The 25,639-nt window shown below is 71.3% G+C and carries 18 protein-coding genes and 1 riboswitch; of the genes, 4 read left to right on the top strand and 14 right to left on the bottom strand.

Going from position 1 to position 25,639, the window contains the following annotated elements:
* Positions 1-22 precede the first annotated feature (22 nt).
* Positions 23-1,603, bottom strand: coding sequence for a sodium/proline symporter PutP (putP, locus tag AB0I72_RS21960; RefSeq protein WP_358571641.1), 1,581 nt, complete (start codon positions 1,601-1,603; stop codon positions 23-25).
* A 400-nt stretch (positions 1,604-2,003) separates the two neighbouring features.
* On the opposite strand from putP, the gene AB0I72_RS21955 reads away from it, so the two are divergent.
* Complete coding sequence (locus tag AB0I72_RS21955) at positions 2,004-3,857, top strand: serine protease (protein ID WP_358571639.1); 1,854 nt, start codon at positions 2,004-2,006, stop codon at positions 3,855-3,857.
* A gap of 204 nt (positions 3,858-4,061) precedes the next feature.
* Positions 4,062-7,850, top strand: coding sequence for an FxSxx-COOH system tetratricopeptide repeat protein (gene fxsT, locus AB0I72_RS21950; protein WP_358571637.1), 3,789 nt, complete (start codon positions 4,062-4,064; stop codon positions 7,848-7,850).
* A 37-nt stretch (positions 7,851-7,887) separates the two neighbouring features.
* On the opposite strand, the gene AB0I72_RS21945 is transcribed toward fxsT, so the two are convergent.
* The gene (locus tag AB0I72_RS21945) at positions 7,888-8,166 is read right to left on the bottom strand and encodes a DUF397 domain-containing protein (RefSeq protein ID WP_358571635.1); all 279 of its coding nucleotides are present in this window, start codon (positions 8,164-8,166) and stop codon (positions 7,888-7,890) included.
* 81 nt (positions 8,167-8,247) lie between these two features.
* Here AB0I72_RS21945 and AB0I72_RS21940 point away from each other — a divergent pair, with 81 nt between their 5' ends.
* Positions 8,248-8,568 (top strand): CU044_2847 family protein, encoded by a 321-nt coding sequence (locus tag AB0I72_RS21940; protein ID WP_358571767.1) that lies wholly within the window; start codon positions 8,248-8,250, stop codon positions 8,566-8,568.
* A 159-nt stretch (positions 8,569-8,727) separates the two neighbouring features.
* Here the strand turns inward: AB0I72_RS21940 and AB0I72_RS21935 are convergent, their stop codons facing one another.
* From AB0I72_RS21935 to AB0I72_RS21910, 6 genes are all read right to left on the bottom strand, one after another.
* Positions 8,728-8,937: a hypothetical protein gene (locus AB0I72_RS21935; protein WP_358571633.1), complete on the bottom strand. Its 210-nt coding sequence runs from the start codon at positions 8,935-8,937 to the stop codon at positions 8,728-8,730.
* 192 nt (positions 8,938-9,129) lie between these two features.
* Positions 9,130-10,212, bottom strand: coding sequence for a ribonucleotide-diphosphate reductase subunit beta (locus AB0I72_RS21930; protein WP_358571631.1), 1,083 nt, complete (start codon positions 10,210-10,212; stop codon positions 9,130-9,132).
* Between the two features lie 133 nt (positions 10,213-10,345).
* Positions 10,346-12,907 (bottom strand): ribonucleoside-diphosphate reductase subunit alpha, encoded by a 2,562-nt coding sequence (locus tag AB0I72_RS21925; RefSeq protein WP_358571629.1) that lies wholly within the window; start codon positions 12,905-12,907, stop codon positions 10,346-10,348.
* 153 nt (positions 12,908-13,060) lie between these two features.
* A riboswitch (cobalamin riboswitch) is annotated at positions 13,061-13,254 on the bottom strand.
* A 284-nt stretch (positions 13,255-13,538) separates the two neighbouring features.
* On the bottom strand, positions 13,539-14,111 hold the full coding sequence (locus AB0I72_RS21920) for a hypothetical protein (RefSeq protein WP_358571627.1): 573 nt from the start codon (positions 14,109-14,111) through the stop codon (positions 13,539-13,541).
* A 27-nt stretch (positions 14,112-14,138) separates the two neighbouring features.
* Positions 14,139-15,875 carry an NYN domain-containing protein gene (locus AB0I72_RS21915; protein WP_358571625.1) on the bottom strand — a complete coding sequence of 579 codons (1,737 nt, stop codon included), beginning with the start codon at positions 15,873-15,875 and terminating at the stop codon, positions 14,139-14,141.
* A 197-nt stretch (positions 15,876-16,072) separates the two neighbouring features.
* Positions 16,073-18,622 (bottom strand): sigma-70 family RNA polymerase sigma factor, encoded by a 2,550-nt coding sequence (locus tag AB0I72_RS21910; protein WP_358571623.1) that lies wholly within the window; start codon positions 18,620-18,622, stop codon positions 16,073-16,075.
* Positions 18,623-18,825: 203 nt separating this feature from the next.
* On the opposite strand from AB0I72_RS21910, the gene AB0I72_RS21905 reads away from it, so the two are divergent.
* Positions 18,826-19,569 carry a hypothetical protein gene (locus tag AB0I72_RS21905; protein ID WP_358571621.1) on the top strand — a complete coding sequence of 248 codons (744 nt, stop codon included), beginning with the start codon at positions 18,826-18,828 and terminating at the stop codon, positions 19,567-19,569.
* Between the two features lie 259 nt (positions 19,570-19,828).
* On the opposite strand, the gene AB0I72_RS21900 is transcribed toward AB0I72_RS21905, so the two are convergent.
* The 6 genes from AB0I72_RS21900 to AB0I72_RS21875 all read right to left on the bottom strand — a co-directional run bounded on the left by AB0I72_RS21900 (position 19,829) and on the right by AB0I72_RS21875 (position 25,130).
* On the bottom strand, positions 19,829-20,179 hold the full coding sequence (locus tag AB0I72_RS21900; protein WP_358571619.1) for a hypothetical protein: 351 nt from the start codon (positions 20,177-20,179) through the stop codon (positions 19,829-19,831).
* A 923-nt stretch (positions 20,180-21,102) separates the two neighbouring features.
* Complete coding sequence (locus tag AB0I72_RS21895; protein WP_358571617.1) at positions 21,103-22,005, bottom strand: ATPase; 903 nt, start codon at positions 22,003-22,005, stop codon at positions 21,103-21,105.
* Between the two features lie 12 nt (positions 22,006-22,017).
* Positions 22,018-23,343: a type VII secretion integral membrane protein EccD gene (gene eccD / locus AB0I72_RS21890; protein WP_358571615.1), complete on the bottom strand. Its 1,326-nt coding sequence runs from the start codon at positions 23,341-23,343 to the stop codon at positions 22,018-22,020.
* A 67-nt stretch (positions 23,344-23,410) separates the two neighbouring features.
* Positions 23,411-24,388: a TNT domain-containing protein gene (locus tag AB0I72_RS21885; RefSeq protein WP_358571613.1), complete on the bottom strand. Its 978-nt coding sequence runs from the start codon at positions 24,386-24,388 to the stop codon at positions 23,411-23,413.
* A gap of 77 nt (positions 24,389-24,465) precedes the next feature.
* Positions 24,466-24,765, bottom strand: coding sequence for a pore-forming ESAT-6 family protein (locus tag AB0I72_RS21880; RefSeq protein ID WP_358571611.1), 300 nt, complete (start codon positions 24,763-24,765; stop codon positions 24,466-24,468).
* Positions 24,766-24,800: 35 nt separating this feature from the next.
* The gene (locus AB0I72_RS21875; protein WP_358571609.1) at positions 24,801-25,130 is read right to left on the bottom strand and encodes a hypothetical protein; all 330 of its coding nucleotides are present in this window, start codon (positions 25,128-25,130) and stop codon (positions 24,801-24,803) included.
* Between the last annotated feature and the right edge of the window lie 509 nt (positions 25,131-25,639).

The raw sequence follows: 25,639 nt of genomic DNA, 5'->3' as shown, positions 1-25,639 counted from the left end.
CCGGAGGCCGTGGCGGGTGGGCTCAGGCCCCCTTCACCTTGGCCGCGCCGCCGGCGCCCTCGGCGCCCTTGACCTCGGCCTCCATCCGCTCGAAGTCCTGCGCCATGGCGCCGGTGACCCGGCCGAGGCCGTTGCAGAGGAAGATCGCGGCGAAGCTGAGGGCGACCGCCGGAACCATCGCGTACAGCCCGGTGTTCAGGTAGGCGCTGTCCACGATGTCCCAGACGATCGCGGTGGCGCCGCCGACGACCATGCCGCCGAGCGCGCCCGCCCAGGTCATGCGTCGCCAGAACACCGCGAGCAGCAGGACCGGACCGAACCCGGCGCCGAAGCCCGCCCAGGCGTAGCCGACCAGGTCCATGACCGAGCTGTCGCCCCAGAGGGCGATGCCCGCCGCGGCGAGGGCGACGGCGGCGACGGTTCCGCGGCTGATCCACAGCAGGACGCGCGGGTCGGCGTCGCGGGAGACGAAGCCCCGGTAGACGTCCTCGGTGAGCGCGGACGCCGCGACCAGGAGCTGGGAGTCGGCGGTGCTCATGACGGCGGCGAGGATCGCGGCGAGGAGGATGCCCGCGACCAGCGGGTGGGTCATGGCCTCGATGAGCTGCGGGAAGACCTGCTCGGGGTTCTCCAGCGGGGTCTCGAAGTAGGCGATGCCGACGAAGCCGACCACGAGGGCGAGCGCCATGGCGGTGACGGCCCAGCTGACGCTGACGATCCCGGCGTGGCGGATGTCCTTGACGGAGCGGATGCCCATGAAGCGGGCGAGGATGTGCGGCTGGCCGAAGTAGCCGAGGCCCCAGGCCAGGCCGGAGACGATGACGACCCAGCCGAGGGTGTCGGTGCTCTCCCAGGCGAGCGTCTCCGCGTTGAACGAGGTGCCGCCGACGACCGACAGGAGACCGTCGCTCTGCTCGGCCACACCGGCGGTGAGGCCGCCGAAGCCGCCGAGGGCCACGATCGCCATGACCGGCACGACGAGCAGGGCGAGCCACATCATGACGGCCTGCACGACGTCGGTGTAGGAGACCGCGAGGAAGCCGCCCAGCACGGTGTACAGGACGACGATGCCGACGCCGATGGCGATGGCGGGCGCGGGGTCGAGACCGAAGACCTGGTCGAACAGGGCCGACATGGCGACCAGGCCGGAGGCGACGTAGAAGAAGTAGAAGACCACGATCAGCACCGCCGACACGCCGCGCAGCAGCCGGGTCGGGTCGTTGAAGCGGTTCTCCAGGAAGGAGGACAGGGTCAGCGAGTCGGACTCGCCGCCGGTCCGGGCGTCGGTGACGCGTTCGGTGTACACGCGCAGGCGGGGTGCGAGCAGGATCCAGCTGCCCGCGAAACCGCAGGCCAGGCCGACCGCGATCCAGGCCTCGCCCAGGCCCGAGATGTAGATGGCGCCGGGCAGGCCGAGCAGCAGCCAGCCGCTGAAGTCGCTCGCGTTGGCGCTGAGGCCCGCGACCCAGCTGTTGAGCTGCCGACCACCGAGCACGAAGTCGGACTGAGAGACAGTACGCCGGTAGACCCAGAGACCGATGCCCACCATCGCGGCGAGGTACACCGCGAAGGTCAAGACCGAACCGAGCATGGAGCCGTCCATGACCGTCCCCTCCCTTCTCTGACGCGCGCGGCCGTGACCCTTACGCGCTGCTTACGAACTATGTGGGTGATCATGACCCCGTGTTCGCCGAGTCACAACGCCCGTTGGTGGAACATCACCTCTTTGATACCTGGCCGAGTCTTCGACCAGGCATGATTGTCCCGCCGACCACCTGGAGAGCCGTTCGGTTGTCCGATCGGACATACGTGACAGCCCGTGATGGGATCTTTGGCGTTCACCCAAGCGCGCACGTCCCGTCACCCGTCCCGCACGGTGGCGCGATCCCCCTCCCCCCGAACGCTCCCCCTCCCCTGCCGCGGACACCCCGGCCACGGCGGTTCGCGCCGGTCCGAAAGGGAACTGTCTTGGGCACGACGGATGCGAGAGAGGTTCCCGGATCGTGCCCACCCCCCACCCTCCGAGCGGTCTGCAGCCCAACGAACCGCCCTGGCAGATGCGGATGCTCGACCACGCGGACGGCGTCGTGGGCGGCGCCGTCCTCGTGTCACCCAGCCTGCTCGTGACGTGCGCGCACGTCGTCAACGCCGCCCTCGGCCGCCCCGGGGATCCGGAGGAGCACCCGGGGCCGGGGACCGCGGTCCGGCTGAGGTCCTTCGACGACCGGGTGTGGAGCGCCGACGTCCTCCCGGAGCTGTGGTCGGCCGGCCACGGCAGCCGCGACCTGGCCGTCCTCCGGCTGTCCGGCCCGGGACTGCCCGACACCGACTTCCCCACGATGAGCGGGTGCGCGGACGTCTCCTCGGAGCAGGTCCTGTACGCGGTCGGGTACCCCGCCGGCATGCGGTCGCTCCAGGCCTCGGTGGTCTACCGGGGCAGGGGCGGCCCCACCGACGCCACCCACCAGGTCGAGACGCCCGAGTCGCGGCCGGCCCAGATCACCGGCGGGTTCAGCGGCTGCGCGGTGCGCACCGCCACCGGCGAACTCGTGGGGATCATGCAGAAGAACCACCACTACCTGTGGAACGACCCCGACCAGCCCTCGGGCATCGCCTTCCTGCTGCCGGTCGAGGAGTTCGTCGGCGACCGGGACCGCCGGGAGGGCGTGTCCGTGCGGCGTCTGGCGGACGAGTCGCTCTGCGGGAGGGAGGCCTACGCCCGCCTCCACGACCTGCTGGACTCCGTGTCCGTGGAGGAGGTCCCGCCCGAAGCCCTGCTGAACGCCCACGAACTGCGCACGGTCAGACGGCGGGCGTCGGGCACGACCGCCTGGCAGGTGCTCACCGCGCTGTGGGACCTGGTCCCGCCGGTCGGCGAACCGCCGCCCCGGGTCGCCTGGGTGCACCACGTGTACCAGGAGGTCAGGGTCCGGCGACCGCTCCCCCCGATGGTCTGGCCGTGGATCAGGAAGGAGGCCTACCCCCTGGGCCGCGACTGGGAGGAGATCCTCTCGCGGCACCGGGACCGACGGCTGCTCAGCCACAGGAAACCGGACGCGTTCGTCGGCGCGGCGGAGCCGGACACGGTGGTGTTCTTCGACCTGGAGCCCGTGACCGGGGGCTACCGGCTGTCCCACAAGATCGCCCACGTGGACGAGGAGGTCCTCCTCCAGAGCACGAAGGTGGTCCGGGAGAGCGACATCCTCGACGAGATCGGCGACCTCATGGGCGACACGACCATGCGGAGGTTCGTCGTACCGGCCGAGGAGTCGCTGCGGTTGCGCGTCATGCTCCCGAAGGACCTCCTGCACCTGAACCTGGGCCAGGCCGCCACGCACCGCGAGTTGATGGAGTACCCGCCACGGCTCGGCGCGATGTACGAGATCGTCTACCACGTCCGGGAGCGCGTCCTGTTCCCGGGCTACATGGGGGCTCTCCCCACCAAGTGGAAGCGGAAGACGGAGCAGCAGAGGTCGGACACCCTGGTCAGGGACCGCAACTCCCTCCTCACGTGGGACTTTCCGGTGAGCGAGGCGGTGCACCTGTTGGACGACGGCGAGGTCACCGTCTGCGTCGCCGAGTCGGACGACGAGGACGTCCGACACATCTACGACTCCGCGCTCCACCAGGGGATCCCGACCATCGTCCGCGGCCCCAGACGGGCGATCCGCAATCTCGCCGAGGAGCTCCTCGGCCTCGACCCCGGCTCACGCGTACCGATCTCCGGTCTCGCCCGATACCTGCGCGACCGCGCCAAGGGGGACGCGGACAGCCGCGACATCGCCCTCATCCAGGACGACTTCGGGGACGACCTCCCGCCCCAGGCCCTCCGGGAGCACGATCGCCCGACCCCATAGGACAAACAAGACACAGATCTACAAGGAATGACAAAAGCCATTTAATTTAACATAGCTCACAGTCTTCACTTTTTAGGGCAAACAAAACAACGCCGCGGTTGTGGCACAGAGCCGCGATTATCCACAGATCGAGGCTCGGCGTATCGCGGAAGGCGAACCATCATGGCAGGATTGGGGGAGGAGACTTCCAGGAGGAGTTCGACGTTGTCGAACACATATCAGAGCGCACTCGAACATCTGGCGGGCGGGCCGTCCCGCCTGGTCATTCTCGTCGACTCCTCTCCCCTCATGGCCCTGCACCAGCACAATGTCGCCGAACTGGTCGAGCACGCCGGCCGGGCCGGCGCTCCGGTCGTGCGGTTCCACGCGGGGCACGCCGCGCACCCGACCGACGGGCACGGCCCCCCGTGGCCGCTCACCGACCCGCTCCCCGACGGGGTCGACACCGCCGTCATCGTCACCGACACCCAGGACCGGGGCTGGCGGCAGCGGCGGTTCCGCGCCTGGGTCGCCTCGATCGCCGCCCAGCTGCCGACCGCCCTCCTCCACCTCCTCGACCGCTCCGTCTGGTCCCGCGGGCCGCTCGCGCCCCAACCGCTGCGGCTGACCGAGGCGGTTCCGTCCACGCCCGCCTCCCGGACCCCGATGACCACCGCGGACGACGCCGAGGACACCGCCCTCCCGGAGGGCGCCGCGCTCCTGCCGGTGCTGGCGTTCGGACCCGACTCCCTGGCCGAGTGGACCACCGTGATGAACGGAGCCGAGGGGATCTGGGAGGCGGACGTCGGTGTCCTCCCGCCGGACGGCGCCCGTCCCCCGGAGACCGTTCCCTGGGACCCCGACCCGGTGTCGCGCTTCCTCGCGCAGGCCTCGCGCGGCGCGCGCGAACTCGCCGTGCGCCTGACCCAGGCCCCCGTCAACCTCCCCGTGGCCGAGCTGCTCCAACGGAACCTCCCGCACGCACCGCGCGACGCCCGTACGGCCGTCACCGAGATCGCCGAGGTGTTCGGCGGCGACCTGATGGACCCCACCCATGCCCTCGGAGACCTCAACGACCCCGCGGTCCCCGCCCTGGACTTCCTCCCCGGGGTGCGCCGGGACCTCCTCGGCCGGTTCGGCGATCTCAGCGTCATGCGCTCGGTGTTCCACTCGATGGCCATCGAGTTCAAGGACTCCGCCCGTGTCTTCCAGTGGCTGTCCAGGATCGAGACCGGTGCGCCCCGCGTTTCCGCTCTTGACGGTGAGGACGGCCTGGCCAGGGCCCTCCTGCCCGCCCTGTCCGAGATGCCGGGTGAGTACCGGCGGTTCGCCGAGCACCTGCGCGCCGCGCTCGGGGAACCCTCCGTCGACGGGGCCGACCACAGTCCACCGACCGCGACCGTCCGAGAGGAACCGACTCCGACCGTGACCGACACGCACACCTCCGAAACGGACCCCACCCCTTCGGAGCCCCTGGCCATCCAGCGTTCCCGGGAGAGGCGTCCCAGAGCGCGACGGCTCGCCAAACTCGGAGGCGTTCCCCCGCACAACCTCAACTTCACCGGCCGCGCGGAGATCCTCAGGCGGATCCACGACCTGATGTCGGAATCCTCCGGCAGCGTGTACCTGTTGGCGGGAGGCGGTGGGATCGGCAAGACCCAGATCGCGATCGAGTACGCGCACCGCAACCGGGACGGCTACGACCTGATCTGGTGGATCCCGGCCAACAGCGTTCCCGACATCCACCAGACGTACGTCGACCTCGCCAGGCACCTCGGACTGCCCGAGGACGGCGGCAATCTCGAGAAGACGGCCCAGAGGGTCCGCGACGTCCTGGAGACCGATCCCGAGGTCGGCCACTGGCTGCTCGTCCTCGACGACGTGGCGGACCTGAACTCCCTGGACACGGCCGAACTCCCCGTCAACGGACCAGGCGACATCATCATCACCTCCCGGGACCAGAGCTGGATCCCGGGCGGACGCAGCGAGGGCTCGGTCGTCCCCAGTCTCCAACCGGAGGAGAGCGTCGCCCTGCTCCGGAAGATCTGCCCCCATGGGCTGGAGAAGGAGGAGGACGCCCTCCGGATCGCCAACCGCCTCGAACACATTCCGCTCGCCCTGGCGCAGGTCGGCGCCTACCTCCGCGACTCCCTGATGACGGTGGACGACTTCCTCCACCTCATCCAGGACAAGTTCGACGAACTCGTCACGCACGTGGAACCGGACGGCTCGTACCCGCTCCCACTCGCCGCCGCGTGGAACATGCAGCTCGACGACCTGCGGCGCGCCACCGGTCCGGATCGGGCCATCAAGCAGATGGTGCGCGAGTTCGTCCAGCTCTGCTCGTTCTTCGGTCCCCGCCCGTTGGCGCGCACCCTGTTCCACCGGGCCCGGGGGCTGAGCTCCAACCCGCAGCTGGCCCGGATCCTCGGCAACGAGATGGAACTGTCCAAAGTGCTGCGCTATGTCGGCAGGCACAGTCTCGCCGAATTCGACCGGACCAAGCACACGTTCCAGATGCACGTCACCTTCCAGACGGTCGTCCAGCGGACGGTGAGCGACGAGGAGAGGGTGCGCTACCGGGACCTGGCCCACCGCCTCCTGGCGCAGAGCGATCCCCTCGGCCCCGAACTCCCCCAGAACTGGCCCGAGTACCAGCTGCTCTTCAGCCATGTGCAGGCGTCGGAGGCCTGGCGCAGCCACGATCCCCAGGTCCGCGGCCTGGTGCGCAACGTGATCACGTACCTGGTGGAGACCGGGAACGAAGGGTCGGCACTGGAACTGGCGGACCGTGCCATCGAAACCTGGTACGACGACACGGGACAGCGCTTCCGGGTCCAGCTGCTGCGGACCCGGCTCCTCCAACTGAGCGGCGACAACGAGACCGCCCTGGCGGAGGCGGAGCGGATGTACGCGGAACAGGCGGAGCTGGAGGGGCCGGAGAGCGAGGAGGCCCTGGAGGCCAGCCGGGCACAGGCCATCTCGCTGCACAATTCCGGTGACTACGGCCGGGCTCTCGCCATGTTCGAGGAGATCCACCGAATCCGGACCGCCCGATTCACCGAGGACGACGAGAACACCCTGGTCATCGCGCACGACATCGCCTCGTGTCTACGCCGTCTCGGAAGGTTCCAGGAGGCACTGGACCTGGATCGCCGGACCCTCGAACAGCGCACGTACCTGTTCAGCGCCAACGGCATCCCCACTCTGCGCACACAGATGTCGATCGGTCTGAGCCTGATGGCTCTCGGCCACCTGGAGAAGGCGAGGGAAACCCTGGAGGACTGCCAACGGCGGTTCGAGGCGATCGAGGCGGACGCCAGCACCCACACCCAGGAGATCCCCCTCCACCTCTCCGTGATCCATCGCAGGCTGGGCAACCATGAGAGCGCCCTGGAACTGTCCACCCGGGCGCGCGACGTCGCCGTCACGCGCTACCAGCCGCGCTCCAGGCAAAGACTGCACGTCAACAGCATCCACATGGTGAACCTGGCCTTCACCGGACAGGCGGAGGAGGCACGGGAGCTGGCCGAGGACCTCCTGGCCCACATGGGCCGGCGCTTCCCCAGACAGCATCTCTTCCCGTGGGCCTCCCAGGCCAACGCGGCGATCGTGTTCCGGGTCGTGGGCGAGTACGAGCGAGCGCACGAACTCGACCGCTCCGCCCTGAACGAGATCCGCCAGCTCTACCCGAGTGCGTCCGTCACCATCGCCGCCGTCGAGGTCAACCTGGGCAACGACCTCTTCGCGCTGGGAAGGCTCAAGGACGCCCGGGCCCAGGACGCGGCCAGCGTGGAGCTGTGCCTGGAGGTCCTCGGGGAACACCACCTCTTCCTCGCCACCGCCCAACGCAACCTGCTGATCAGCCGGAGAGCGCTGGGGGAGGAGGTCGACGAGGAGTGGAAGGCGCTGCGGGACCAGTACGCCGCCCAGTTCGGCCCCGACCACCGCTTCGTGACCACCATGGCGGACTTCTCACGGCTGGACACCGACATCATCCCGATGAGCGACTGACGCGGGACCGGGACCCGTGCACCGCACGGCAGGTCGTTCAGGCCAAAGAGGCGAGCAGCGACAGCCACTCTCGGGTGTGAAATCGCAGGACATGTCCGTCCGGGTGAACGGAGTCCCTGAACAGGACCCCCGGGGGCCTACGCAGGGAGGCCTCACAGCACGCGCCGGTGTTCGGCGACCTCGACGACTTGCGCCACTCAGTCCCGTCTCTTCCGTCCCGCCAGGTGGCCCGTACCCTGTCTCGCCCGGTCCTCACTGGTTCGTCCCACCGTTTCCTCCGCTCGGACGGCCGCGGAATCTCGCCTATTCCGGACATGTCCCATGATTTTACTTTCCGCCTCGGCTCACCGGAATACCAATACCCCCTCGAAGAATGCGTGAGGTCAGCGTGAACAAAGTGATCGACTTCGTCACCGATGACGGCACCGTGATCAGCGTCGAATCCGCGCCCGTCAGGCGTGAGGGCGCGGCCAACGTCGCGCGGGACGCCATGAGCATGCTCGGCGACAAACAGCTCGACTCGGTTCTGCTCCGGATCAGGAAGGTCGGCGAGGCCGTGTCCGCGCAGTTGACGGAACTCGCCTCATCCCGGTTCGCACCCACGGAGACGGAGGTGGAATTCGGGGTGAACGTGAGCGCCGAAGCCGACGCCGTGGTCGTCAAGGGCGGCGGCGAGGCCACCTTCAACGTCAGGATGACCTGGTCGAACGGCGGCTGACCCCCGTCGGGGGCTCCGGCGGTCCCCCAGGATCTCCCGACCCGGCTCCCACGATCCTCCGCCGACGGATCGGGGAGCCGGGGCCTCGCGGGTCAGTCCCAGTCCAGGCCGCCGGTCCGGTACGTGTGTGCCCGACGCGGATGGACAGCTGGGGCCTCGTCACAGATCACGCGCAGCGCCCCGAGGCCAGATCACGTCCACCGGCACCAAGCGGCCACGTGCGACCTCGACGGCGGTGCTGCCGCGTCGATCACTGCCCGCAGAGCAGGGCGCGGACCCGAGCACGTCGCCGAAGCTCGCCCACCAGCCGCGCCGGTCGCCTTCCTCGGCGAGGGTGGCCAGGGCCTCGCGTTCCTCAGGATTGGGCACGGTGGGCGACCGCACGTCTGACCCGCGACCGCGTCCCCGCACACGCACAAAGGGTGCCCCGCCTCCGAAGAGACGGGGCACCCTCGCGTCCGCCCGTGGGGCGGGGGAGGCCCGGTCGCGCCTACCGGGCCTCCTCTCGCATCGGCCCTCCGCCCCCTCCGCCGACGGGGAGGGAGGGCCGGGCTTCTCGGGTCAGTCCCAGTCCAGGCCGCCGCCGGTCTGGTACTCGATGACCCGGGTCTCGAAGAAGTTCTTCTCCTTCTGGAGGTCCATCATCTCCGACATCCACGGGAACGGGTTCTCCGTCTCGCCGAAGATGGGCGCCAGGCCGATCTGCTCGGCGCGGCGGTCGGTGATGAAGTGCATGTACTTCTCGCACAGCTCCGCGTTGAGGCCCAGCACGCCGCGCGGCATGGTCTCGCGACCGTAGGCGACCTCCAGCTCACAGGCCTCGGTGAGCATCGTGCGCACCTCGGCCTGGAACTCCTCGGTCCACAGGTGCGGGTTCTCGATCTTGATCTGGTTGATCACGTCGATGCCGAAGTTCAGGTGGATCGACTCGTCGCGCAGGATGTACTGGTACTGCTCGGCGATGCCGACCATCTTGTTGCGGCGGCCCAGCGAGAGGATCTGCGCGAAGCCGGTGTAGAACCACATGCCCTCGAAGATCACGTAGAACGCGACCAGGTCCCGCAGGAACGCCTGGTCCGCCTCGGGCGTGCCGGTGCGGAAGTCCGGGTCCTCCAGGTTCTGCGTGTACCTGAGCGCCCACGCGTCCTTGGCCGTGATCGACGGGATCTCCCGGTACATGTTGAAGAGCTCGCCCTCGTCCAGGCCCAGGCTCTCGCAGATGTACTGGAAGGTGTGCGTGTGCACGGCCTCCTCGAAGGCCTGGCGCAGCAGGTACTGGCGGCACTCCGGGTTGGTCAGCTGGCGGTACACGGCCAGGACGATGTTGTTGGCGACCAGCGACTCGGCGGTGGCGAAGAAGCCGAGGTTGCGCTTGAGCATCAGGCGCTCATCCTCGGTCAGGCCGTCCTTGGACTTCCACAGCGCGATGTCGGCCTGCATCGCGACCTCGGTGGGCATCCAGTGGTTGTTGCAGCCCGCCAGATACTTGTCCCACGCCCACGTGTACTTGAGCGGGAGCAGCTGGTTGACGTCGGCGCGGGCGTTGATCATCGCCTTGTCGTCGACGTTGACGCGCGCGGCGTCACGCTCGATCTCCCCGAGGCCGCTGGCGGCGCTGGCGCTGTGGTCGGGTGCTGTGGTCATGCTGCGGTCGCTTTCCGTTCTCCGGCCGGGCCGGACGTTGGTGATGCGTGATGTCTGGGGCGGGGGCCCGGCGCGGGGCCGCCCGCGGCGTGCGCGGACGGCCCCGCGGCGCGGAGCTCCCGGACGGGCGGGCCTACTGGCAGGCCTCGCACTCGGGGTCCTCGATGGAGCACGCCTGGCCCTCCACGATCTCGAACTCGTCCTCACCGGCGCCGGTGGGCACGGGGTTCGGAGCGGGGCTCGGGCTCGGGCTGGCCACCGGGGCCGGGCTGGCCACCGGGCTCGGGGCCGGAGCCGGGGCCGAGCCGGAGGACACGGCGTTGAGGCGGCCGTCCGTACCCTTCAGGGTGCTCTTCTCCACGTGGGTGGCGCTCTGCGAACGCAGGTAGTACGTGGTCTTCAGACCGGAACGCCACGCGCGGCGGTACAGCGTGTCGAGCTTGCGACCGCTCGGAGCGGCCATGTACAGGTTCAGAGACTGCGCCTGGTCGATCCACTTCTGACGGCGCGAGCCGGCGTCGACGAGCCAGTTCGGGTCGAGCTCGAAGGCCGTCGCGTACAGCGCCTTCAGGTCGTCCGGAACCCGGTCGATGGCGCCCAGGCTACCGTCGTGCAGCTTCAGGGCGGAGACCATGTCGTCGTCCCACAGACCGCGCTCCTTGAGGTCGCGCACCAGGTACGGGTTGACGACGGTGAAGTCGCCGGACATGTTCGACTTGACGAACAGGTTCCGGTAGACCGGCTCGATCGACTGGCTCACGCCGGTGATGTTGGCGATGGTCGCGGTCGGGGCGATGGCCATCACGTTGGAGTTGCGCATGCCGGTGGTGCGCACGCGCTCACGCAGCGAGTCCCAGTCCAGGGTCTCGCCCCGGTCCACGTCGAGGTCGCCTCCGCGCGCCTCGGCGAGCAGCCGCAGCGAGTCGATCGGCAGGACGCCCTTGCTCCACAGCGAGCCGTCGAAGGTCTCGTAGGAACCGCGCTCGGCCGCCAGCTCCATGGACGCCTCGATGGCGTAGTAGCTGATCAGCTCCATGCTCTCGTCGGCGAAGTCGACCGCGCCCTCGGAGGCGAACGGCGTGCGCAGCTTGAACAGCGCGTCCTGGAAGCCCATGAGGCCCAGACCCACGGGGCGGTGGCGCATGTTCGCACGGCGCGCCTCGGGGATCGTGTAGAAGTTCACGTCGATGACGTTGTCGAGCATCCGCACGGCGGTGCGCACGGTGCGGCGCAGGCGCTCGGCGTCCAGACCGTTGGGGCCGGTGTGCTGGGCCAGGTTGACCGAGCCCAGGTTGCAGACGGCGACCTCGTCGGCGCTGGTGTTCAGCGTGATCTCGGTGCACAGGTTGGAGGAGTGCACGACGCCCGAGTGCTGCTGCGGCGAGCGCAGGTTGCACGGGTCCTTGAACGTGATCCACGGGTGGCCGGTCTCGAACAGCATGGTGAGCATGCGGCGCCACAGGTCCACGGCCTGGACCTGCTTGAAGACCTTGACCCGGCCCGCCGCGGCCTCGGCCTCGTAGTGGGCGTAGGCCTCGGCGAACTCGGCCCCGTACGTGTCGTGCAGGTCGGGGACCTCGTCCGGCGAGAAGAGCGTCCAGGTGCCGCCCTGCTCCACACGCTGCATGAACAGGTCCGGAACCCAGTTCGCGGTGTTCATGTCGTGGGTGCGGCGGCGCTCGTCACCGGTGTTCTTGCGAAGGTCGAGGAACTCCTCGATGTCGATGTGCCAGGTCTCCAGGTACGCGCAGACCGCGCCCTTGCGCTTGCCGCCCTGGTTGACCGCGACCGCGGTGTCGTTGGCGATCTTCAGGAACGGGACGACGCCCTGGCTCTTGCCGTTGGTGCCGCGGATGTGCGAGCCCAGGCCGCGCACCGGCGTCCAGTCGTTGCCCAGGCCGCCCGAGTACTTCGACAGCATCGCGTTGTTGCTGATGCCGTGGAAGATCGACTGGAGGTCGTCGCCGACGGTGGTCAGGAAGCAGGAGGACAGCTGCGCGCGCACCGTGCCCGAGTTGAACAGGGTGGGGGTGGAGGCCATGAAGTCGAACGAGGACAGCAGCTCGTAGAACTCGATGGCGCGGGCGTCCCGGTCGTCCTCGTTGAGGGCCAGACCCATGGCCACGCGCATGAAGAACGCCTGCGGCAGCTCGTAGCGGACCTCGTCGCTGTGCAGGAAGTAGCGGTCGTAGAGGGTCTGGATGCCGAGGAAGGTGAAGTTCTCGTCCCGCTCGGGGCGCAGGGCCGCGCCCAGGCGCTCCAGGTCGAACGTGGCCAGCGCCGGGTCGAGCTGGCCGAGGTCGATGCCGCGGCCGACGTAGGCGGCCAGGTAGGCCGGGTAGCGGTCGGCCATCTCGGACTGGCTGGCGGCCTGGGGGGAGCCGGCGATGAAGGTGAGGGCCTCGCGGCGGAGTGTGTCCAGCAGCAGGCGGGCGGCCACGTAGGAGTAGTCGGGGTCGACCTCCACGAAGCTGCGGGCGGCCATGACCAGGGCCAACTCCACCTCGGCGTCCGAGATCCCGGGGTAGAAGCCGCGGCGCGCCTCGGTGAGGACCTTGTCCGCCGAAACACCGGTGAGCCGCGCGCAGGCCTCGGTTACGACGTGCTCGATCCGGTCGACGGCGGCGGGGGGCGCGGCGTCGTGGGTCGGCTCGGGCCGAACGGATGCGGGCACGGCCTCGACGTCAAGGGTCATACAGCGGCTCCAACCTCGGTAGAAGAGTCCCGGCGGGGAGGGACACGAGAAACACGGCCACGGCACACCGGTGGGCCGACACGCTCAGTGCGCGTGGTCATCGTGACCGGTGGGTCGCGGTGGCCCGCTCTCGAAGCCCCGTCGTCGGCGCACGCTCCGGTGCGCGCCGGTGGCAGGTCCCCGGGCTCGTGGTCGGTCTCCTGAGCGTCGCTCCCCGGGGGTCTCTCGGGGGATCCCAGTACGTGTGCGGAGTCCGATCCCACTCGCCGCTGCGGGCAGTCCCGGATGCGCACCGGGTTCCCTCTCGCCTCACCCCGTCGGGGTGAACCACCAGCGGGACTAGATACTACATCTTGGGGATGGGACGTTGGAACACCGCAAGATGATGGCGTGTCATGGATTTTTCCCAGGAGTCGACCGCGACGGAGGGCACGTCGGCGGCGTGGTATGGGGCGCGCGAACATGCCCGCTTCATGGGGGTTTGGACCATCGATTCGAAGGTGTGCGCGACCGCGACCCGACACAGCCTAGGGGCCCGCGAGCGGTGTGACGCACCAGGCGCGTCAGAAAGCTCACGACACGCGCCGCAGGGCCGCCCGCGCTCGGCGCGGCGTGCCGAACGGCGGCGGGGTCAGTCGGTGTCCAGCAGGCCGTCCAGGTCGTCCTCACCCAGCCCCAGGTCGGTGCGGACACGGAACCGCATCCGTAGGAGTTCGTCGAGCAGATCGCGCACGTACGGCGAGGCCGCGGCGTCCATGTGGGCGCGGATCCCGACGGTCGCCCAACGCTCGGCGCCCGCCAGGTCGTCGTGCGCGTACAGCACCTCGGCGATGTGCACGTAGGTGGGCAGGCCGAGCACCGGCTCGCCTTCCAGTCGTTTGAGCTGCGCGTAGGCCCGATCGGTCTCGTCCAGTTGCAGCAGGGCGCCCGCGCTCAGGGCACGCGCGTCGATCACCGTCGGACCGCCGTCGTCGATCGCCCGCTGGTAGGCCGCGCACGCGTGCTCGTACTCCTGGGCGATCTCCCACTGCTCACCCGCGCGCACGAACAGCTCCGCGCGGGTGATCTCGCTCCCGGCGTCGACCCGGTTGGCCAGGTCCTGCAACTGGGCGGCGACGGGGCCGTGCTCACCCGACCGGACGGCGTGGAACTCCATACGGTCGAGATCGGCCGTCGTCACGTGGGTCAACCGCATCGCCCCCATCCCCTAACTCGCGCTCCCGCGCGCCAGTCAGGGTCTGGCGCGCTCCAGCGCCTGCCAGAACCCCTGGCGCAGTCCGTCCCGGACCTCGTCCCTCAACAGGTGGTCGATCGGCAGCGAAGAGCCCTGGAGCAGACGCGCCTCCAGGTCGGAGGGCATCCGAGGTCTCCGGGCGAGGACCGCCTCGACCCACAGGGCGGGCGCCTCGCGCGCGATCGACTCCGCGAAGTCGTTCCCTTCTTTGTGTGCGACATGCACCGCATCGTCAACGGTATGCGCGGCGGCGCGTGTCTGCTGGGGATATCCAGGACTGGGACCGGGTTCCTGGTGTCCCCGTCGGCCGAAGTGGCCGTCATGGTCGGGACCAGTACGCGGCGGACCCCCGTATCCGGGAGCCGCCCCGCCGCGGCGTGCGGCGTCAGTTTCCGTACTGGTCCCATAGGTAGGGTTTGCGTCGTTCGCACCCCCGAAACCCGGTGTGTCGCCCGGACCGAAACGCGGGTCCGCCTGGGGTGGCGGCCCACTTCTCTGCGGCGGTGGGTGCCCCTGGGGGGTGTCTGAGGCGAACGATCGCTGGGGGCCGGTCCCCGCGGCGAAGGACCGCTGCGGCCCCGTACCCGCGGCGAACGACGGCTGTGGCCCGGTGCCGCCCGCGAAGGACTGCTGCGGGCCCGTCCCGTTGGTGAACGCGGGCTGGGACCCGGTCGCCGGGTGCTGGTGGGCGCCCGGCCCGACCTGCCCCGGAGCCGCTCTGCCGGGCAGACCGTACCCGTTCTGCTCGGCGCCGTGCGCGCCCGGGTCTCCACCGGGGTAGGCGGCCTGGCCGCTCTGCCCGCCGCGCGCGTGTCCACCCGCGGTCGTCGGCGACGCGCCCGGGAAGGCGCCGTTGCCGCTCATCGGCACCTGGGCGCCGGAGGGGAACCCGTTGGCGTCGATGGGACCGGGCGACGGGGTGTCCGTGGAGGGGCCTGCGAGGTGGTCGCCGCGCTGTTGGGCGAGCGAGCGCCGCATCGCGCGCAGCTGGTCCATGGCACTGCCCTGGGGGGCGGACTGGGGGCCGGTGCTCGCGAAGATCGCGTCGAGGCCGCCGTTGGCGCTTCCCGCGGGCTCGACCCTGCTGCCGCCGGGCTGGGCCTCGACCGGCTGGCGGCGGGTGTCGGGCGCGGACCGGGCACGGCCGTTGGAGAACGGCGTCGTGGTCTTGGCCGCGGTCTCCTGCGTGGAACCGCCGCTGGTGAGCAGGTTGACGTAGGGACGCAGGTGGCCGGCGCCGATCTCGATGAGGTCGTCGCACTCCCGGCGCAGGGTTCGGGAGATGGTCCAGTTGCCCTCGACCGAGATGTGCACGACGGTGACACGGACGCCCAGGTCCTGCACGTCCGCGACGACCGACGCCATGTCCTCGTCACCGCTGACCAGGACGGCGTCGCACAGGACGCCGGTGCGCGCGAGGGTGGTGAGATCGCGCTGGACGTAGCTCTCCACCCCCTCACGGCGACCGGGGCGTATCCGGGCCGCGCGGAACTTGATGCCGGGGATGTCCGCGATGCCGTCCTGTTCCTGGGTGCGCCGGTCGTCGGCGACGGCCTCGTACCAGTAGCAGCGCAGGAGCGGCAGGCCGGTGCGGTCCCGCGCGACCTCGTTGAGGAACTGGACGAGACCGGAGTAGTCCCAGGAGACGGAGTCCCGGTTGCGGGTTCCGTGCACGGCCATCGCGCCGTCCGCGAGAAGGTATCCCGCGTCGACGAACAACGCGCAGCGGTCCACGTGACACCGCCCCCTTCCCTGTTGACTCTGGGGCCATATCCATGACCGGCCACAGCCTAGCCAAGTCTGTCTTGTTTTGCGTGCCAGCCGTGAACACCCACGGTTATGGCCACGCTACGCAGCGGCGAAGTTCCGAGGTGACTCGCCCCTTTCACGACCCACACAGCGTCACCGGGAAGTCATACCGAGTCGGGACTTCAGGTCCGCATGGGCGCGGTCAGGGCGACCGTTCCCACCATCACGGCGTCCTGGTGGGACTGGATTCGGATGTCCGATTCCCGCCCCAGTACTGCGTCGAATCGGACCACGTCCGTCCCGAACGTGGCGGGGTCCCCGACGGCCCCGCGCGCGGAACCGACGAAGCCGTTGGCCGCGCCCGCGTGTCCACCCCGTGGCGTGAGAACGGTTCCGTCCACCGTCACCGAGTCACCGTCCAGGCCCGCGTCGCCCTCCCACGCGACGACGTCGACGGTGGACGGCACCGCGGCGGGCAGCAGCCCGGACACGGGGAAGCCGACCGCTCCGCCCTGGAAGACCAGGTCGGTGTGGTCGAGGACCATCGCCTGGTTGTACGAGCCCACGCGGGGGTCCTCCAACACCACCACCAGGCTCCACCCGGCGTACACGCCGCGGCCCTCGGCCGCGGGGACGTCGGCGACCCACCACTGGCCGCCGCCCTGGGCGCGCACGAGGTCGGTGACGTCGGCGAACGCGTGGTAGGCGGGGTATCCGGGCAACTCGACGACGTGGGTCTCGTCCGCCTGGACAGTCCGGTACTCGTCCGCGGCGGGACCCTTGATCCGCGCGGTGGGCGCGTCCTGGTGACCGCTCGCGGAGAAGTACAGGCCCGCCCAGCGCACGGTGCCGCCCTCGGGCAGTTCCCAGGTCGCGGAACTGGAGGAGGCGGTGTCGGGGTTCCCGTCCCGATCGAGCGGCGCCATCTCCCAGTGGTCGTTGTCGCGAAGGTACCCCTCCCGTGCCCGCGCCTGGGCGCAGAACCCCTCCAGCCCCAGACCGGAGGGGCCGTCCGGGGGCTCGTGCTCATGGTCGGGCCAGGGCCACGGCCACGGGATCTCCGGGGGCTCGGGGGGATCCGGCTCGACACAGGTCATCAGGGCGTTGCCGACGGCCTCGGTCCGGACGCGGCCCGCCGTCGCGTAGCGCGCGGCCGCGCCCTCGGTGGTCACGCCGCGCTCCCCCGCCGCGGTGACGGAGACGTCACCCGTCGACAGGGAGACCGCGGCGGGGATCCCGGTACCGGCGTCCCCGGCCACCCGCACGTCGAAGAACTGGGTGCTGTTCTGACCGGCGCCCATGCCCGGGTGCACGCACCGGCCGCCGCCGCTGCCCGCCGCGCAGCTCCAGTCCCCGTGCCCCGCCGCGCCGGGGACCGCGTTGCCCGCGCCGCCGGAGGAGACCATCTCGACCCCGGGTGGCAGCGTGATGAGGGCGACCACCTCGTCCACGGTGGCCGCGCCGATGTTGCGCACGTCCATGACCATGATTCCGTCGCTCCCCGGAACCAGCGCCCCGACCGGGTCGATGCCCGCCGCGAACAGCGGTTCGGGGGCTTCCTCCGCGGGGACCTCGGCCTCCGGGACGTCGGCGGGCGGTACGACCTCCCATTCGGGCCCAGGCTCGGGTTCCGGTTCCGGCTCGGGTTCTGGCTCGGGTTCCGGCTCGGGTTCGGGTTCCTCGGCAGGCACCGGGTCGGTGACCGGTGCGACCGGGGCCGACGGGGGATCCTGCGCTGGGGGATCGTCCTCGGGAACGGGCTGCGCCGTGTGGGCGGGAGGCGCGGCGGTCGGCGGGTCGGGCAGCGGTTCCTGACCGCCCACCAGGGCGAGGGCGACCGCGACCGCGACACCGGTCGTGGCGGCGGCTCCGGCCGTCGCCTGCTGCTGGCCGCGCGACATCCGCCCCCACCAGGCCCCGGTGGCGGCCCCGCCCGGGACGGAGGCGAGGTAGCCCGCGGCACCCATCCCGGCCACCAGCGGCAGGACGGTCCCGCGCAGCCCCACGTTGACGTCCATGAGCTCCGCGTACACCTCGCGGCAGTCCGCGCATCCGTCCAGGTGCGCGCCGACCTTGGCGGTGTCCCGCTTGGCCAGGCCGCCCCGGACGTAGGCGCCGAGCAGGCCGAGGGTGGGACGGCACGGCTCCGCGGCGCCCCCGCCCGCCAGGTGCATCTGGAGGTAGGCCTGACGCAGGCCCTCACGGGCGCGGTAGGCGAGGGCGGCGACGCCGTTGGCGTTCATCCCGAGGATGGGCGCGGCCTCGGAGGGCTTGACCCCCTCGATCTCGGTGTGCCACAGCACCGCCTGCCAGCGTTCGGGGAGGGAGAGGAAGGCGCGGGCGATCAGTGAGCGTTCCAGACCCGCGAGCGCCGGGTCGACGAAGGGCTCGCCCGGGTCGAGGCTCTCCATGTCGTCCATGACGACCTGGCGCTTCTCCCCGCGTCCGCGGTCGTAGGCGGCGTTGCGGACGGCGGTGAGCAGGTAGGGGCGGAAGGAGTCCGTCGGGCCCTGGCCGCGCTGGATGACGCTGAGCACCTTGGTGAAGGCCTCGGCGACGGCGTCCTCCACCTCCGCCTCGCCGCGCAGGAGCTGGCGGGCGAGACCGCGCGCCGCGGAGGCGTGGCGTTCGTAGAGAACGCCATAGGCCGCGGTGTCACCGTCGCGTACCCGCCTGATGAACTCGGCGTCACCGGTGATCACCTCTGTGTGATGGCCGTCGGCGTCGGTCACCCGGCGTCCTTTCTCAACAATCTCCGCCAGCTGGGAGGAACGCCGGATCGGCGTCGCGTTCGCACGTCCCCGAAAAAATATCCCGCATTGGCGTCATAGCCGCCACCGATCTCCGTAATCCGAGGTGGAGGCGGGCGGACGGGCCCCGGAGCGCGGGTCGCGACCGGCCGCCGAAGGAACGGGCGACAGGGGGGAGCGGTGCCGTGGGTGACGACGCGGCGGGAGCCGGGGCATGCGACCACGGGGTTCGTGCCAGGGAACTGCGTGCCCTGTGGGCGACGCGGAGTCGGGAGACGGGGTGGGACGCGGGCGAGGACTGGTGGATCCCGGCGGTCGACGCGGTGTGCGAGTCCTTCGCCACCGGGTCCGGTCTGGCCGACGCCTCCGGCCACCTGGGAGCGGCGCGGGCCCGGGCGGGCGTCGGGGTCGGGCAGAGCCTGGCGGACCTGGCGGCGTTCACGGAGGCGGTCGGGTGGGGCGATCCCCCGTTGCGGCTGGTCCGGGCGATGGCCGAGGGGTGGGCCGCAGGAGGTCGGGCGGTGGACACCTGCCAGGACGCGCTGACCGGTCTGGCGACCCTGGCCTACCTGAGGGCCCGGTTGGGGGAGCTGTACCCGATCGGCGGCGACGAACCCCCCGCCGTGGAGCACCGGTTGGTCGTGGTGACGCTCGACCCGGCGATGGATCCGTGGCGGCGCGCCGCCCGACTGATCGTGCTCGGCTACGAGCTGCGCCGGTTCTTCACCCGTGGGGAGTCGGTGTGCCTGCTCAGCCGAACCCGGATCGCGGTGGTCGCGCAGGAGTCGGAGGGCCTCGACGCACAGCTGGCCGAGTTCCGTCGGGGATCGGGCTGGCGGCACGGGGCCGGTGTGTGGGCGGTTCCGCTCCCCCCGACCCTCACGGAGGCGATCACCCTGGTCGACGGCCTGTCGAGGTCGGGTCCATGACCACATGACGCCGCCCCGCGCCGTGCGGTCCGCCATGGGAGAGGTGCGACCCGGCGCGAGGTGGTAGGCCGACCGCCGTGCCCCACTGAGGGGAGGGGTGCGGTGTGTCGGCCCGCCGGACGGGACACGGGTCCTCTGGCCCCTTCGGGGGCGACCCGCGGAACCGCCCGGTGAGGGGAGCGCCGCCACGCGGCGCCCCCGGAGGCGCGTCCGCGAGGGGAGTCGGGCGCGCCTCCCCGCCTGTCACCCGATCACGGGATCAACCGAGGTTGACCCTGCCGCCGGTCATCGCGAAGACGGCACGCCGCAACCGCGCGGCCGGGACGGGCTTGATCGCGAGGATGCGCGCCTCGTACCCGCCAGGGGTCGGCGTGTGGGCGCCGTCGAGGAACCCCGCGGCGGAGGGTTCCGGAGCGGGCAGGACGCCCGAAACGGACTCGACGACGGGCGGCGCCGCCTCCTGGGGTGGACGAACCCACGGAGACTCGGAGGTCGTGGCCGTCGTGGACACGGGGGTATCCGGAACCTTCTTCCCGCGAGCCCTCCGCTCGGAGCCGCGGACGAGGAAGACGTCCGTCTCCTCCGCGTGGGGGTTCGGCGGGTCCGCCACGCCCGGCACTCCGACGACCGGGGGCCGCGGTGTGCCCACCTGACGGGGTTCCCTCGTGGCCGACGCGGCGTCCTGACCCGAGGTCCACGGCGTCGGTCGGGGCAGGTCCGAGGGTGGCACCGTGCCGAACCGCGCCTTGGCGGGGGACGCGCAGCCGCCCGACCCCCCGGTGCCGGAACCAGGCGCCGCTTCGGGCGATCCCGGGCCATGCTCACCGGTGGCACCGGTGACCGGACCGCGAACGGGGGCCGATGGCGCGGACCACGGGGACACGGGACCCGGCGATGGGGTTCCCGCATCAGGGGCCTCGGAGCCGAGCACACCGGACGCAGGCGACTCAGGGACGAACCCTCCGGTCACGGGTGTCCCAGGCGCGGGTGTCCCCTGAACAGGCGGCCCCGACACGGGGTGCCCCTGCCCGGGGATCCCGGGCACGGGCCCTGGTTGGGGCCCACCCCCCTGCCCGGGGCCGCGCGCAGGCATCCCGGCCACGGGACCCGGCTGCGGTCCACTGCCGGGACCGAAGGCGGGCGGGGGCGCCCAGGGCGACACGGGGGCGGGGGGATCGGCGGGCGGCGGCTCGGGCTTGGGCGCGCCGGTCAGGAAGGCCTCGGCCACCGAGTCCTGCGCGACGATGTGCGACGGCTGCGGCGGCATCCTTCCGGGGGGCGCCGGGGGGCGCGGCGGCCCCGCGTGCCCCGGCCACGGAGCCTGGTGCGGGCCTGAGTCGGCGAACCACGCCGCCCGGTTCGGTCCCGAAGGGGCTTCCCACGGCGTCTGGTTGGGGCCGGTCGGCTCGTGCGGCCCCGGCCGTTCGATCGCGTACGGGCTCGGCGGGATGTACGGCTGCCCGTGCGGGGGTGGGGCTCCCTCGGGCACGTCGGGGCGTTCCGGGTCCTCGGGATGCCGCGGATTCCGGTGGTTCACAGCGCCTCTCCCCTCCGCGTGCCCGGTCGGTCTCCGTCGACCGCCCGGTTCAGTGCCTCCGCCGCCGCGTCCAGAATCGTCCGGTGCGTCGCCTCGGCGATGTCGCGGGCCCGAACCTCGCCCCCCCGCGCCAGATGCCGGTCATGCGCCAACCGCAGGACACCCGCGCCGCTGTCGGCCACGACCCGCGCCGTGCGCACCGCGTCGAGCCCGGGATCCTCGCCGCGCCGCTCGTCGAACAGGACCACCACCGTCCGCCGTGCCTCGAACTCCCGACCGCCCTGGACGAACGCGTCGAGGGCACGACCCACACGTGCCACGGCGGCGCGCGTCGCCCGCACGACCCACACGCGGGCGTGCGCCGCCTCGGCCACGGCGTCCACGAACGCCGCGTCCCCCGCACCGGCGACCAGTGTCACCCCGAAGAAGCGGGACAGCGGCAGCAGTCGGGACGCGTAGACCGCCGCGTCGTCCCGTGCCGTCGCGACCGTCCACAGCCCGTCGCCCACCTCCGCCAGCGTCTCGCGTGCCGTCTCGAAGGAGGCCTCGTCCACGCCCGAACCCAGGTGGGCGGCGCCGTCCGCGCCCAGCCGCGTTCCCAGCGACGGCGACCTTCCGGTCGCGTCGACGGCGAGCACACGGTCGTGCCGGTAGTGGGCGAACGACCGGGCGAGCAGAGCGGTCACCACGGCGGTGTCCGCGCCCGTCCCGAGGTCGTCCACGACGATCCGCCGCCCCGTGGCGGTCGACCGCTGCAACCGCCGTCCGACCTCGACCGCCCGGGCCGCCTCGTCCACCGGCCGGAACGGGCGCAACGCGGCACGCCCGACCCGGCGGGGCAGGCTGTCACCCGGTACCACGCGATCGCCGGCCCCGGCGGTCGTCCGCGAAACGCTCATCGTCCCTCCAGGTCAGAACGTGGCGAGGAGCCGCTCGTAGGTGCCGAAGGCGCCGATCGCCAACGGAATGAGGACGACCACCGCGATCGCCTCGAACCGGCTGGTGACCCCCCGCAGGCGTGCCCGAACGTGCTCGGGCTGCTCGACGGACAGGACCACGGCGGGGATCGCCGCCACCGCGACCGCCACGCCCAACGCGGGCCACACCCCCCACGACACGGCCTCGGCCAGCGAGAACAGGGCGCTCACCAGGACGACCAGGCTCGCCACGATGAGCACGGACTTCTGGGCGACCAGGGGGAACAGCCGCGCCCGGCTGGCGACCACCACCGCGAGCACCGCCGACAGGCCCGCCGTCCAGGGGTTGAACTCCGAGGCCAGCCCGAGACCCGCGGTGGCGGCGGCGACGGCGACCGCCACGGTCGCGATGACCAGGCTCCGGTGCGCGCCCGCCACGGAGGTGAGCACGTCCGCCCGGGTCACCGCGTCGCCCGAACTGCGGTTGTCGTCCAGCACGGCCAGCCCCGAGAACATCAGCGCCAACCGCAGCAGCGTGCTCAGCAGCACCACGCAGGCCACGGCCATGACCACGGCGACCTGGTGGTTCGGAAGACCGAGCGCGGCCCCGGCCGACCACACCGCCGCCAGCGCCAGGCCGACGCCGCCACCAGTCAGTCCTCCCCGGCCCAGCCCTGAGGTCAGGCCGAGCAGCAGCACCAGCCCGGCCACCAGGGCGGCGATCCCGCCCCAGCGCGCCCAGTGGGGCCAGCCGAACAGGTCACTGGCCAACCACAGGCCCAGCCCGCCCATCGCCGTGCCGCTCATCGCGAGTGCGGTGCCCAGGGGCTCGCGCCATGTCGGCCCGATCGCGGCACCCACCGCCAGGAGCAGCGCGGCGGCCGCACCGATGGCGCCGACCGCCGCCCCTCCGGGCACGAAGTCCCGCACCGTCCACCCCGTGCTCAGCGTGAGGACGATCAGTGCGAGCGTGGACGTCCACCGGGCCGCGGTCGGGTTCCACCGGCCTCGGTGACCGTCCAGGGCCATGGACACCGCCTCGGGCACCTCGTGCACCACGGGTGCCGGCACCGGTTCGTCCGCGCTGACCAGCCGCAGCACCGCGCCGTCGGTGATCCGCCGTTCCGCCAGGGTGGTGTCGCCCGCCAGGACCGCGCCGGAGGCGGTGACCAGGTGCCGCAGCCGGGCGGGGTTGCTCACCTCGTCGCCGAGGAGGTCGAGCACCTCGGGCATGAGCGCGCCGATGGGCTCCGACGCGGGCAGGACGGCGTCGACCCGACGCTCCGCACCGACGAGCGTCACCCGGCTCCAAGCGGTCATGGCCTTCCAATCGTGCTGCGTGGCTGGCGGGGGTCACGCCAGGTTCGGATCCGCCCCCGTGCGGTGGTCAGGCGGGAACGTCGCTCACGGCGACGCGTTCAAGGTAGCCATTGCCGATCAGCCAGCGCACGGTGGGTACCGGCGGGACCTCGGCGAACCCGGCCGTGTCGAGGCTGAAGCGGATGCCCCCGCCCGGGCTGGCGCCGTCGGGGGCCGCGGTGCTGGCACCCACCTGGAAGGGGTGGATGACCCGGTAGCGGTGGTAGAGGTCCTCCCCGCCGGGGGACCTGCGGGCGTGTTCGGGCAGACCGCGGTCGGAGAAGGGGGTGCCGTCGGGGTGGAGGAACCGGCCGCTCTCCTGGCCGAAGGCGTCGACGACGTCGCCGACCTCCAGGGTGTGCCGGTAGGAGTCGCCGCTGCGGTCCTCCAGGTTCTCCCGCACCTCGGCGGTCAGCTCCGCCGTGGCCTCGGCGACGGCCTCCTCCTGGGCGGCGGTCAACGGAGCGGGTTCCGCCTCGGTGGTGGCCAACTCCTGGAACAGCCAGCGGGCCGCCTCGTCCTCGGTGGTGAACCGCATCCCGGTCCGGCCCTGGTCGAACGCGATGACCGAGGAGTCGAAGTAGCCCTCCGCGTCCTCGGTGACGAGGTAGTAGCTGTCGATGGTCCCCGGCGCGGGCCGCTCGTCGCCGGGAAGGACGTACAGGGTGTCGGGGACGCCCGCCGCGACCAGCTCCCCGCGGGCCATGTCCAGGGTGACCTCCGCGCCGACCCAGTCTCCCGGGAACTGCGGGACGGCGTTGCTCGCCGGACCGGAGGAGGCCTGTTCCTGCTCGATCCGCTGGTCGCTCAGGGTGTTGGTGACGAACGACCACCCGACCGTGGCCCCGCAGGCCACGGCGGCGAGACAGGCGCTGATCACCACCTTGCCCAGGTTCTCGTCGAGGCGGCGCCGGGTGCGCTGGCCGCCGAACAGCACCGCCTCGCGCAGGCGTTGCCGACGGACCGCGATGGACTCAAGAAGTTGGCTGTCGTAGTCGCGGGCCAACAGCACTCCTCGTTCTGGTCACGGGCGCCCCCGGGAGGTGGGGGCGGCCTGGTCGCCGCCTGTCCCGCCGGGGCCGGTCAGATGTTGGCGACCGCGGCGCCGGCGCGGCTCAGCGTCTCCTGTGCGGTGGCGTCGTTGGACTCCAGGGTCTCGCGCACGAGGCGAATGATCTCACGAACCTCGTTCGCCGCCGCGTTCCACTTCTGTTCCTTGCCGTGGTACTCCTCGGAGACACCGTCGGCCTCGAAGTCGCTCATCGCCGCGGCGACGTCGGTCTCGTGCTGGCCGATGATCGCCTCAAGGCGGGTCATGATGCCGTTGATGTTGCCCTGGACCTCCGAGGAGGCATCCGTGTTGTAGGCGTTGCGTCCGGTCATCTGGGGTTCTCCTCCACAAGGGGGGTGGGCGCGGTCTACCTGAACTTCGCGGCGTCGAAGTTGGCCGCGGCCATGTTCTGGTTGGCGTCGTCGGCCATGGTCTGGGTACCGGTCTGGAAGGCCGTCTCCATGCCCGCCTGGCCCTCGTTGATGGAGCCGAGCCCGGTGCGCAGGTCGGCGGTGATGGCGTCGGCGCGGTTCTTGAAGGAGTCGAACGCGGCCTTGCCGGGTCCGTCGAACTTGCCGTAGAGGGGCTCGGCCGCCTGGATGAGCTGACCGATCAGGGTGGAGAGTTCCTCACCGCTGCCCGCGGTGTTCTGTCCCAGGGTGGCCAGCGTCGTATCGCCTTGGTCCCAGCGTGGCATTCTTCACCTTTCCTCGGGGGCCTCGCGAGGCGGTCGCCTCCAGGAGGGGAGACGCGCGTGGAGTCGCCGTGGTTCCGGGTTCACGGAACCGCCGCCCCGTTTGGTAGGGGGACTTCGAATAATACAAGTGGCCAACGACGGAGAATAGGAGAGAACGGCCACCTGTGGACAACCGCGGAATGGCTCCCCGCGCCGTCCGCGACAAGGGCGGGAAGGCCGCGTACACGGCGCGGACGCGGGAAGACGCGGAAAACACGGAAGCGCACGCACCGCAGGCCTGCGCGCGGACGGAGAACCCCGTCCGAGACATCGGCCCCGTGCCGAGGCCGACGAACGCGAACACCCGGCCGGTGCGAACCAGCGGCGCCGAGGCGGGATCCCCGGAAGTGCCGTCGAATACCATCGGGACCGGCCACACCGAATTGCCCCGGTCGGACGAGTACGGCGCGCACCGGGAAAGACGATCTCTCCCCCGTCATCCCCACGGCCACCGCCGTGGTCCTCACCGC

This window comes from Nocardiopsis sp. NPDC049922, assembly GCF_040660275.1.
In the GTDB taxonomy this organism is placed as follows: domain Bacteria; phylum Actinomycetota; class Actinomycetes; order Streptosporangiales; family Streptosporangiaceae; genus Nocardiopsis.
The sequence above is the reverse complement of the archived record's forward strand: the minus strand, read 5'-3'. Positions and strand labels throughout refer to the sequence as shown.

What these genes read in the sequence shown, in the direction of transcription:
- putP (WP_358571641.1), bottom strand. Translation starts at nt 1,603, where the DNA reads ATGGACGGCTCCATGCTCGGTTCGGTCTTGACCTTCGCGGTGTACCTC.
- AB0I72_RS21920 (WP_358571627.1), bottom strand. Translation starts at nt 14,111, where the DNA reads ATGGGGGCGATGCGGTTGACCCACGTGACGACGGCCGATCTCGACCGT.
- AB0I72_RS21925 (WP_358571629.1), bottom strand. Translation starts at nt 12,907, where the DNA reads ATGACCCTTGACGTCGAGGCCGTGCCCGCATCCGTTCGGCCCGAGCCG.
- AB0I72_RS21875 (WP_358571609.1), bottom strand. Translation starts at nt 25,130, where the DNA reads ATGCCACGCTGGGACCAAGGCGATACGACGCTGGCCACCCTGGGACAG.
- AB0I72_RS21895 (WP_358571617.1), bottom strand. Translation starts at nt 22,005, where the DNA reads ATGAGCGTTTCGCGGACGACCGCCGGGGCCGGCGATCGCGTGGTACCG.
- AB0I72_RS21930 (WP_358571631.1), bottom strand. Translation starts at nt 10,212, where the DNA reads ATGACCACAGCACCCGACCACAGCGCCAGCGCCGCCAGCGGCCTCGGG.
- AB0I72_RS21945 (WP_358571635.1), bottom strand. Translation starts at nt 8,166, where the DNA reads ATGTCCGGAATAGGCGAGATTCCGCGGCCGTCCGAGCGGAGGAAACGG.
- AB0I72_RS21880 (WP_358571611.1), bottom strand. Translation starts at nt 24,765, where the DNA reads ATGACCGGACGCAACGCCTACAACACGGATGCCTCCTCGGAGGTCCAG.
- eccD (WP_358571615.1), bottom strand. Translation starts at nt 23,343, where the DNA reads ATGACCGCTTGGAGCCGGGTGACGCTCGTCGGTGCGGAGCGTCGGGTC.